The 11,451-nt window shown below is 37.1% G+C and carries 8 protein-coding genes and 1 pseudogene; 8 read left to right on the forward strand and 1 reads right to left on the reverse strand.

Features of this window, described 5'->3' with window-relative positions; genetic code table 11:
• Positions 1–156 precede the first annotated feature (156 nt).
• From HNQ37_RS07780 to HNQ37_RS07815, 8 genes are all read left to right on the forward strand, one after another.
• A complete protein-coding gene (locus tag HNQ37_RS07780; protein ID WP_246415630.1) occupies positions 157–879 on the forward strand; it encodes an adaptor protein MecA in 723 nt (240 codons plus the stop codon).
• Positions 880–946: 67 nt separating this feature from the next.
• Positions 947–2,203, forward strand: coding sequence for a glycosyltransferase family 4 protein (locus HNQ37_RS07785; RefSeq protein ID WP_183540991.1), 1,257 nt, complete (start codon positions 947–949; stop codon positions 2,201–2,203).
• A 654-nt stretch (positions 2,204–2,857) separates the two neighbouring features.
• The gene (locus HNQ37_RS07790) at positions 2,858–4,321 is read left to right on the forward strand and encodes an aminotransferase class I/II-fold pyridoxal phosphate-dependent enzyme (protein WP_183540996.1); all 1,464 of its coding nucleotides are present in this window, start codon (positions 2,858–2,860) and stop codon (positions 4,319–4,321) included.
• Positions 4,322–4,325: 4 nt separating this feature from the next.
• Entirely contained in the window at positions 4,326–5,177 is an 852-nt protein-coding gene (speE, locus tag HNQ37_RS07795) for a polyamine aminopropyltransferase (RefSeq protein ID WP_183541011.1), read from the forward strand.
• Positions 5,167–6,045 carry an agmatinase gene (speB, locus tag HNQ37_RS07800; RefSeq protein ID WP_183540999.1) on the forward strand — a complete coding sequence of 293 codons (879 nt, stop codon included), beginning with the start codon at positions 5,167–5,169 and terminating at the stop codon, positions 6,043–6,045. The genes speE and speB overlap by 11 nt, the downstream gene beginning before the upstream one ends.
• An 11-nt stretch (positions 6,046–6,056) precedes the next feature.
• Entirely contained in the window at positions 6,057–7,256 is a 1,200-nt protein-coding gene (locus HNQ37_RS07805; protein ID WP_183541002.1) for a saccharopine dehydrogenase family protein, read from the forward strand.
• Between the two features lie 27 nt (positions 7,257–7,283).
• A complete protein-coding gene (nspC, locus tag HNQ37_RS07810) occupies positions 7,284–8,411 on the forward strand; it encodes a carboxynorspermidine decarboxylase (RefSeq protein ID WP_183541005.1) in 1,128 nt (375 codons plus the stop codon).
• Positions 8,412–8,420: 9 nt separating this feature from the next.
• Positions 8,421–9,764 carry an aspartate kinase gene (locus HNQ37_RS07815; protein ID WP_183541008.1) on the forward strand — a complete coding sequence of 448 codons (1,344 nt, stop codon included), beginning with the start codon at positions 8,421–8,423 and terminating at the stop codon, positions 9,762–9,764.
• A gap of 425 nt (positions 9,765–10,189) precedes the next feature.
• On the opposite strand, the pseudogene HNQ37_RS08770 reads toward HNQ37_RS07815, so the two are convergent.
• Positions 10,190–11,105 (reverse strand): annotated as a pseudogene (locus HNQ37_RS08770) (IS30 family transposase).
• Between the last annotated feature and the right edge of the window lie 346 nt (positions 11,106–11,451).

Consider the following 11,451-nt stretch of genomic DNA (forward strand, 5'->3'; position numbering starts at 1 on the left):
AAGTACATCTTGGATCTCATAAGCTCAGGATGGGCTTTAAAATATAAACAAAAATTCAGTTTTGAAGATTTACAGCCAATTATTTGACACTTACGTCATAATTGTATTCTATCAGATAAGATTAAATTATGATATAATTGTGGTCTAGAGGTATAGATGGACTATAGTTATGTAAATGATAAGACTTTGAAAATTAGCTTGACTTTTGCTGATCTAGAAGAACACGATGTACAACTCGTGGATTTCTTAAGTGAGCAGGAAAAGATTGAAGAATTTTTCTATGAGTTGATTGAGGAGTTAGATATTTCTGAGCAGTGGCAAGATACAGCACTGATGACTTTTCAGATTCACCCAAATGCCAAGGGAATTGATATCCTAGTTAGTGATGACTTGGGTGAGAATCTCAATCAATTTGAATCAGCTGAAGATCTTGAAGAATTTCTCAGGCAGGTTGCTGGAAATTCGGATATCAGTTTACAAAATCCTGAAGAGCTTGAGTCTCAGTTAAAAGGGAGTCTTGAAAAAGCAGTAAATAAGAAGAAAAACAAATCCGATAGTAAAAGTAACAACAAGGCCACAGAAGAAGTGGTACCTGATTATATTTATTACACAATTAAATTTGATAATTTTTCAGATATTATCAACCTATCAAAAACTGTTTCAGCCGATATTGATGAGTCAGAACTCTATGAGTTTAGGAATGCTTATTATTTGACTATTCTTGATAATCAAAAACTTCGCGGCAAAAAGGATACACTTAGTCTCAGGGCTCATATGCTTGAATATGGTGAACAAGGTTTGATCAACCGTGAACTCCTTCGTGAGCATGCGCGTGTGATTATTGATCATTCAGCACTTGAATCGTTACAGAAAATCTAAACACGACTTTGGTCGTGTTTTTTTGATGCACTAGCGACTTTAAAGGGCTTATGCTATAATTATAACAATGTTCGATCTGAATAATCATAGCACTCCATTTACCGTCAAATTTATGATTGTACTTGGGATCACCTTTGTGCTTTCACTTATCCTCACGCCCATAATCCGTTGGATTGCTTTTCGAGTTGGAGCAGTTGATGAACCAAATGCGCGTCGTGTGAACACGAAGACCATGCCAACATCGGGGGGATTAGCTATCTTTATCTCCTTCGCGTTCACAAGTCTTTTTATTTTGCCTCACATCGTGCAAACTGTTTTGCCTCCGAATCAGTTTCATAGTTGGTTCTATTATTTTGATTATGCTTGGCCTTATATATTGGCAGGGGCAGTAGTGGTTTTAACAGGCTACATTGATGACATTTTTGAATTACGTCCTCGCTACAAGGTTTTAGGGATTACTATTGCAGCTGTAATGGTCTGGTTTATGACCTATACACGCTTTGATAATTTTAAGATTCCATTTGGTGGTCCTCTGATTGAGTTCCCTGCCCCAGTCTCCCTGATTTTTACTGTAATTTGGATTGTCTTAATTACAAATGCTTTAAATATTATTGATGGACTTGACGGTTTGCTATCAGGTGTTTCAATAATTTCTCTCACCACGATGGGAATTGTTGCTTATTTCTTTTTGCCGATTCCGAATGTTTTTATCCCTATAAGTATTTTTACGTTGGTGGCAGCCATTATTGGCTTCCTACCCTACAATTTTAATCCTGCGATTATCTACCTGGGAGATACAGGGGCATTGTTTCTTGGATTTATGCTGTCGGTCTTTTCTCTTCAAGGTTTAAAAAATGCGACAGCCGTTGCAACGCTTACCCCCCTCTTAATATTGGGTGTCCCTCTAACAGACTCTGTTGTAGCAACCATACGTCGTACATTGAATAAACAGAAGTTTTATTTGCCAGATAAGATGCATTTACATCATCGTCTACTTCAGCTAGGATTTACAGTGCGCGGTGCCGTCTTTTTAATTTACGGTATTGCTTCAAGCTTTGCTTTTATTGCTATCATTCTCAATGTTTCTGGAAGATTGGGTGGGATTCTTCTTGTCATAGCCTGTCTGTTTGGCCTTGAAATATTTATTGAGTTGGTTGGCATTTTGGGGAAAGATCGACACCCTTTAATGAACTTACTTAGGTATATTGGTAATTTGAACTATCGTGAAGGAATTCGGGCAAAGCGCAAAAATAGAAAGCTTGATCTTGATCAGACAATTGAGATTAAACCTATTAAGTCAAAAGATGATAAAAATCATGAATGACAAATATTGCGATAATGTAAGCCTGTAAAATAAACTCTTACCAACAGGAATCTCCTTTATAAAATATAAGATGTGAAAATCACGAGTCAAAGGAGATAAAAAATACAATTGTGGAAGAAACTTTTAATTTAGGTAAGTTGTTGCTTTTCTTTAAAAAGATGAACATTTTAAAGAAGCATAAACATATTCTAGCTGTTATATTTGCATAAGATTAAAAAATAATATATAATCACATTGTTCTATGAGTAAACTCATAGTGATTTGACCGCTCCTATTTAAAAATTTATTTAGATAGATCAGAGCCAAGGCCAGACGGACAGCCGGGTCAAAAGCCGAGTTGGTAACTTGTGTTACCGTATTGATTAGCCAGGAAAGCTGGTTATGAGGATGGAAAGCCTCACCCAAGAAAAATACACGCTTGTGCATCAATAAGAGTATAAACATCCCTTAAGTCAGGGGTTGATTAGACTCTGGACTCTTGGCTCCAATAAAGCCGTTTCTATGTTATAAATCTCATTATGAAAAAGTTTTTAAAATTTTCGACTGTAGAAGCTCATAGATAGAATTGTTTTTGAATGCAATGGTAGCAAGCGTAGTTTAGTCTGCGCTTGTTTTTTATTTTTCTTGATTGATTTTAGTCTGATAGGAGAAAAAATGCTTGATCAAACAAGAGCGCCTCTTTACGAAGCGCTCAAAGAATTTAACCAGAAACGTGTTGTTCCTTTTGATGTACCTGGACATAAGCGTGGTCGTGGCAATCCTGAACTCACAGAATTTTTGGGTCAACAAGTCATGAATATTGATGTAAACTCAATGAAGCCACTTGATAATTTGAACCATCCTAGTTCGGTTATTAAAGAAGCAGAAAGCTTAGCAGCTGAAGCTTTTGGAGCTCACCATGCTTTTTTCATGGTTAATGGGACCACTTCAGCTGTTCAGGCTATGGTTTTTGCGACAGTTAAACGAGGAGATAAGATTATTCTTCCACGTAATGTCCATCGGTCCGTCTTAAACGCCCTTGTTCTTTGTGGAGCTGTTCCAGTTTATATTAATCCTGAGATGAATAAACGTTTGGGGATATCGCTTGGTATGTCTATCAAATCAGTGGCACAGGCCATTGCGGAAAATCCTGATGCAAAGGCAATTTTCGTAAATAACCCAACATATTACGGTATCTGTTCAGATTTAGAGTCAATTGTAAAGCTTGCTCATAAAGCTGATATGTATGTCTTGGCTGACGAAGCTCATGGTACTCATCTGTATTTTGGTGAAAATCTACCTCAGTCTGCTCTAGCTGCTGGTTGTGACATGGCAGCAGTGTCGATGCATAAATCTGGCGGTTCACTGACCCAAAGTTCAATTCTTTTAATAAATGATAAAGTCAATCCTGACTATATGCGCCAAGTGATTAATTTAACCTCTACTACCTCAGCTTCATATTTACTCCTATCAAGTCTTGATTTGTCTCGTAAACATATGGCAATAAATGGGAAAGAGATTATGGAGCGTGTTGTAGACCTCGTAAAGTATGCACGCGATGAAGTGAATGAAATTGGGGATTACTGGGCCCTTGGCTCTGAGTTAGTTGATGGAGATGCCGTTTTTGCTTTTGATGACACAAAATTGACCATTAACACACTTGACATAGGACTTGCTGGTATTGAAGTCTATGACCTTCTTCGTGATGAATATGATATTCAAATGGAGTTAGGTGATATTGCAAATATCTTAGCTTATGTCTCTATTGGTGATCGCAAGTCTGATCTTGAGCGTTTAGTGTCGGCTCTTGTTGATATTCGTCGTCGGTATAAAAAAGATAAGACTGGTATGTGGACTCAAGAGTATGTTAATCCCGATGTTGTCTTTACACCTCAAGATGCATTTTATGGTGAAAAAGAGGCTGTCTCAATTGATGATTCTATTGGACGCGTCTGCACAGAATTTGTAATGGCTTATCCGCCAGGGATTCCAATTTTGGCACCAGGTGAACGAATTACCAAAGATATTATTGATTATATAGTCTATGCGAAGGAAAAGGGCTGTTTGATCACTGGTACAGAGGATCTTGAAGTAAAGAAATTAAACGTTTTGAAGGAGAGAAGAGTTTATGGAGGATAAAAGCATGCAACTTTGGTTTTCTGAAGCTCAAACTCCCTTTGTGGATTTTAGTTTGAAAATTAATAAGATACTTTATACTGGAAAGTCAGATTACCAGCGTATTGATATCCTTGAATCAAAAGAGTTTGGCCGAGTGCTCACCCAAAATGGTCAGATTACCTTGACAGAAAAAGATGAATTTATTTATCGTGAAATGATGGTACATGTTCCCTTGGCTGTAAATCCTAAGATTAAAAAGGTTTTAATCATTGGGGCAGGCGATGGTGGCTTTATTCATGATTTGCTTGAATATCCTAATATTGAGCATATTGATTTGGTTGAATCAGATCCAATGATTGTAGAAGTATGTAAAAAATATCTTCCAGAAATTTCGGCTAAACTTGATGATGAAAAAGTAACCATTTACTATGAAGACGCCCTACGTTTCGTCCGTTGGAAGGAAAATGAATATGATTTAATTTTAGTGGATTCTGTGGATCCTTTTGGAGCTGGAGAGATTCTCTTCACTAAGGAATTCTATGGAAATTGTTATAGAGCATTAACAGATTCAGGCATTCTTATCAATCAACACGAAAGTCCGTTTTATGCAGAAGAAGCAGCAACCGTGCAAACTGTTCATAGAAGAATTGTTCAGACTTTCCCTATTGTCAAAATTTATCAAGCTCACATTCCGTCATATCCATCGGGTCATTGGCTCTTTGGATTTGCCAGCAAAAAATTGCATCCCACGGGTGATCTAAAAGCTGAAAATTGGCTTTCACTTGGACTTAAAACTAAATATTATAATACTAGATTACACATTGGTGCTTTTGCTTTACCAACTTATGTGGAGGATTTACTAAAAGATGTTGAATAAAAATATTGAGACTTTTATTGCCTGTGATAAAGAGTATTCTGAAGCCGATTTTATTCTTTGGGGAGCTCCTTTTGATTCCACCACATCATTTCGTCCGGGCACACGTTTTGCCTCGAGTGCGATTCGACATGAATCTTTTGGAATTGAAACTTACTCTCCATATCTTGATAAAGATATGGAAAATGATTTGATGGCCTTTGATGCTGGTGATTTGGAACTGGTTTTTGGAGAAAGTGAGAAAGTACTTACCCAAGTAGAGATTATGACCGCAGAAATTGCAAAAGATGGTAAAATTCCTGTTATGATAGGTGGCGAACATTCTCTCTCATCAGCTCCGATAAAGGCTTTGCTAAAGAAATATCCAGATTTACAAATTATTCATTTTGATGCTCATACAGATTTGCGTGAAGATTATCTAGGAAATAAATGGTCACATGCAAGCGTTATTAAACGTTGTTGGGATATGCTGGGTGATGGTCGAATTAATTCATTTGGTATACGTTCAGGCATGAAGGAAGAATTTGAATGGGCTAAGGAACATATTAACCTGCACAAGTTCAACTTTTTAGGTCTTGAAGGAACTGTCACAGCTCTAGAAGATAAACCAGTATACTTTACATTAGATTTAGACATCCTAGATCCGTCTGTTTTTCCGGGAACAGGAACACCTGAAGCAGGAGGCGTTAGCTTTGAGGAACTCCGCCAAGCTGTTTTACTTTTGAAAGATCTGAATGTAGTTGGTCTTGATGTAATGGAACTTTCTCCTCATTATGATCAATCGGGTGCTTCAACCGCAGTTGCTTGCAAAATTATTCGAGAGATTTTATTGACATTAAAAAACAAGCCATCTTCTCTAAATATTAAATAAGGAAAATAAAAATGAAAAAAACACTTGTTATTGGCGCAGGGGGTGTTGCTTCCGTTGCAATCCAAAAAATGGTACAAAATTATGAGATCTTTGAAGAAATTATGATTGCGACTCGTACAAAATCCAAAGCTGATACTTTGAAGAAAATGCTTGATGGAAAAGGATCAATCATCCATACGGCTCAAGTGGATGCAGATAATACGGAAGAATTGATCGCATTGATCAATAAGTTCAAACCTGAAGTTGTGGTTAACTTAGCTCTACCTTATCAAGATTTGACAATCATGGACGCTTGTTTGGCAACAAAAACTCATTATGTTGACACTGCAAATTATGAGCCAAAGGACGAAGCAAAATTTGAGTATTCATGGCAATGGGCTTATCGTGATCGTTTTGCAGATGCTGGAATTACAGCCTTACTTGGTACAGGTTTTGATCCAGGTGTAACAGGTGTTTTCTCGGCGTATGCTTTAAAGCATGAATTTGATGAAATAAACTATATTGATATTCTTGATTGTAATGGTGGTGATCACGGTTATCCATTTGCAACAAACTTTAATCCTGAAATCAATATTCGTGAAGTTTCAGCTGACGGGTCATATTGGGAAAATGGCCAATGGATTCACACAAAACCAATGGAAATCAAACGTGAGTACAATTTTGAGGGTGTGGGTGAAAAGGACATGTACCTTTTACACCATGAAGAATTGGAATCACTGGGCATTAACATTTCAGGCATCAAACGTATTCGTTTCTTTATGACATTTGGTGAGTCGTATCTAAAACACCTAGAAGTCTTGGAAAACGTTGGCATGACTTCAATTGAACCAATCATGTATGAGGGACGTGAAATTATTCCAATTCAATTTTTGATGGCCCTATTGCCTGATCCCGCTAGTCTTGGCCCTCGCACTATTGGAAAGACTAATATTGGTTGTATCTTCGTTGGAAAAAAAGACGGTGTTGAAAAAACGTATCGTCTTTATAATATCTGTGATCATCAAGAAAGTTATGCTGAAGTTGGTTCACAAGCAATTTCATATACAACTGGTGTTCCAGCTATGATTGGAGCAATGCTTGTTTTAACTGGTCAATGGCAAAAGCCAGGTGTTTACAACGTTGAAGAATTTGATCCAGATCCATTTATGGAAGCCTTAAACAAATGGGGTTTACCTTGGATTGAAGACTTTAACCCAACTTTGGTTGACTAAAATCACGATATTTAAATTAAGGAAATAATGGAAAAACATCAACTTTTCACGCCTTACTATTATGTAGATGAGGCGCTTTTAATCAATAATCTAAAAATTTTGAAATCCGTCAAGAAACGTTCGGGCGCTAAGATTTTGTTGGCTCAAAAAGCTTTTTCAATGTTTAGCCTTTATCCTTTAATTGCCCAATATTTAGATGGTACAACCGCGTCAAGCTTACATGAAGTAAAACTGGGACATGATGAGTTTGGTGGAGAAACCCATATTTTCTCACCTGCCTATATCGACCGTGAGTTTGAGGAAATTTTGGAGAATTGTGAACACATGGTTTTTAATACACCAACTCAATGGTCAAAATTTCGTGCACGTGCCTTGGCTGCAGGAATAGATTGTGGTCTCCGTATTAATCCAGAGTACTCGACCCAAGAACATGACATGTACGATCCAGCAGCCGCGGGATCGCGTTTAGGTACTACATTGGGTAACTTTGATGAAACCCTATTAGAAGGCCTATCGGGTCTACACTTTCACACTCTCTGTGAGCAAAACTCAGATGCTTTGAAGGAAACCTTAGTTATAATTGAAGAAAAATTTGGTAAATATCTTCCAGACATGAAGTGGCTCAACTTTGGTGGGGGGCATCATATAACGCGGGCAGATTATGACATTGAAACACTAGTTTCTGAGGTTATCCGAATTCAAAATAAATATAATTTGCAAGTATATCTTGAGCCAGGAGAAGGCGTTGTCTTAAACACAGGTTTTCTTGAGACTACCGTTATTGATTTTGTTGAAAATTCAGGTGTCATGAATGCAATTCTTGATACATCAGCGACAACTCACATGCCTGATGTTATTGAGATGCCCTATCGCCCTTTTATTATTGGGTCAGGTGAGGCAGGAGAGAAAGTCTATACTTATCGTCTAGGTGGCCCGTCATGTTTGGCGGGTGATGTGATTGGCGACTATTCTTTTGATCATCCACTAGAAATTGGTGAAGTATTGACTTTCACTGATATGGCTCATTATTCAATGGTAAAAAACAATACGTTTAATGGAATTGGTTTACCAAGTATTGCGATAAAAAGAGCATCTGGTGAAATGGAGTTGGTTAAGAGTTTTGGATATGAAGATTTCAAAATGCGTTTGTCATAAGGAGGTGCGATGAAACTAGCAAAATTTGGAGGGTCGTCACTCGCTTCAGGTGAACAAATTCGTAAGGTTTTTGGAATTGTAAAAAGCGATCCTTTACGCAAGATCGTGGTTGTTTCAGCACCAGGAAAACGATTTGAGTCGGACATAAAAGTTACGGATTTATTGGATGCTTATTATCAAGATTATAAAAATGGAAAAAATCTGGTGCCAATACAAACTACATTACTTGATCGCTTTGAAGAAATTTGTGACGAACTGGAACTTTCAGAACTGAAACAATTTCTTTCAGAAAAAGTTATTTCTCTAGCCCTACTTAACTTACATAATCGGTTTGTCTATGATAAGTTTTTGTCTACGGGAGAAGAATGTTCAGCGCTTATTGTTTCCAGTTATTTCAAGAAAAATGGTCTGAATGCTAAATTTTTAAGTCCAAAAGATGCAGGAATTCTTGTTTCAAGTGATCCATGTGAGGCTAAACTTTTGCCAATTGCCTACAATAAAATTGCAGGATTGGTTAAATATCCTGAGATTCTAATTATTCCAGGATTTTATGGTGCAACACTTAATGGAGAAGTTTGCACTTTCTCACGTGGAGGATCAGATATTACAGGGGCTATTTTAGCGGCAGGCGTAAAGGCGGAAATGTATGAAAACTTCACTGATGTTGATGGTATTTATTCAGTCAATCCAAATGTTGTTGAAAACCCTGTAATTATTGAAGAGGTTACCTACAGAGAAATGCGTGAGTTGTCTTTTGCAGGATTTTCAGTTTTACATGAAGAAGCGTTAATCCCTGCTGCTCGAGCAGGTGTTCCAATGTTACTCAAAAATACAAATCATCCAGAGTTGCCTGGAACTCAAATTGTCCCAAATTGGACTATTGATATGCCGGTTGTGGGTATTGCTTCTTCAAGAGGCTATGTGATTATAAAGATCACCAAATATATGCTTTATCGCGACATCAGCTTTGGTCGGAGGTTCTTTGAAATTCTGGAGAAGTTAGGGATACGATTTGAAGCTATCACCACCGGTATAGATGACATGTCAATTCTAGTCAGAGACAAGTATCTATCAGCCCCGATACAAGAGGCCTTGTCAGATGATCTCAAAGAAATTCTTCAAGTTGATGACATTGTTATTGTTAAAAATCTTGCGGTGGTAACAGCTGTTAGTGAAGAAATCCGTCAGCAGACTCATATTACGGGACGTGCCACATTAGCCCTAGCTCGGAAAAATATCAAGATAGAAACCCTAATGCAGGGAGCGAGTGAAGTTTCTCTCCTTTTCATTGTAAAAGAAGAAGTTGAAAATGAAACTGTGCGAAGTCTTTACGAAGAGTTTTTTGAAGATTAATATTGATTATCTGATATGTTTATCAGCTTAATTATTTGATAAGACTATGTTTTAAAAAGTGCTCTATTATTGCATAATGGTGAGTTTATGATTCTGAGAAATAAAAAACACAAAAACATTCACGAAGAAGTATTGGAATAAAATTTCAGAAGAAAGAATGTATAAAACAAAATGAGACATCAAATATCTCATTTTTTTAAAGTATATTTAAAAATATTATATAAAAAAATTAGCCTCACCTTTGCCTGTATGTGAACGGGTAGATATCAAGAAATTAAACATAGTTAAATTTCCCAAACATAAGATGTTATAAGCAATAACACCCGTAACTCTGTATTAAGAATTAGGAATAAGTAGATCTAGGATTAACAGCTCATATCTTGCTTGGATTTAAAATTTCAATGAAGGCAAATTGCAACTTGAATTTAGCCACACCGATACATCTGAAGCGGTGTCTGATACTTGAACATTTTTCTTGGATAATGATTCATCTAAGTCTCAATTTTAGAAACAGTTAAAGCTGTTGTTTGTTTTGTTCCTTTGGGTAAAAAGCGTCGAATCATGCGGTTATGATTCTCATTGCTTCCACGCTCAAAGCTGGCATAGGCATGATAATAGTAAGTCGGACAAGTCACTGCTTCATGAAGGCGGGCAAATTTGCGACCATTATCCGAAGTAAGGGACTTGAACTGAATCTTCTCTTGGAGTGCTAAAAGTGCCCTGTTGACTGACGCTGAAGTCTTGTCAGGAATCAGACGAATGATTTCAAAGCGTGTTTGACGCTCTGTGAGCGTCAAAGGCACTGTATCAATTTCCCAATGTCCAAGTGCTTCATGTTGATTAATTTCCTCTGGACATTGGTCAATGGACAAGCCATACGGACGCTTGGGGGGGTTGTTTTCCGGAGCTTCTTTGCTTTCTTATAATGAGGATAAAGTAAATGATGGGTTTTAACATCTAACCAGCCTTTGTCCACCCAGTGGTAGAGAGTTCGAAGGCAAACACCTGTCAGTTCTTGGAGAATGACTTCTAATGATTTTTTATCTCTGACACCCGCACTAATGGTTTCATTTAGCTCTGACGTGAGCTTCGAATGACGACCGCAGTGACTTTTATTGGCTTTGTGGCATTCATGTGCGTGAGTTGCAGACAGAGTTACCTTGTCTTGGTCTTTAGTTGAACCTGTCCCCGCTTGAGTTCATGATGAATTGTCTGAGGGGCTTTATTTAAGAGTTGAGCAATCTGACGATTACTTAGCTTCTCCTTGTTATGCCAACGTTCAATCAACTGACGTTCTGTATAAGTAAGTTCTTTGCCTTTTGTGTTAGAATAATCGTGCATCTGAATTTCTTTTCTACTTGTTCGTTCAAATTCAAGTATAAGAAATTCAGGTGTTTTTTTGCTTCCTTAAAATGGCTAAACTAATTTTACAATTTGCCAAATTTCAATGAATGATAATAATAAAAGGAAAGACCCAATTCTTATTGAATATTAAAATTTTAGAGGAAGAAATTAGTAACAAAATATGAAATAATAATAAATTCGAAAATCAATTTTCCTAGCTTAAGATACTTGTTCACTTGCTCAGCTCCTTATAAGTGTAAAATAATTGGCGGTAGCTCAAAAGAGCGATCGCTTTTTGATTTCAGAAAAAGGACAAAAAGAAAAAGAACCTTTAAAATTGAGT

Origin of the sequence: Lactovum miscens, from assembly GCF_014202895.1 — a bacterium.
In the GTDB taxonomy this organism is placed as follows: Bacteria; Bacillota; Bacilli; order Lactobacillales; family Streptococcaceae; genus Lactovum; species Lactovum miscens.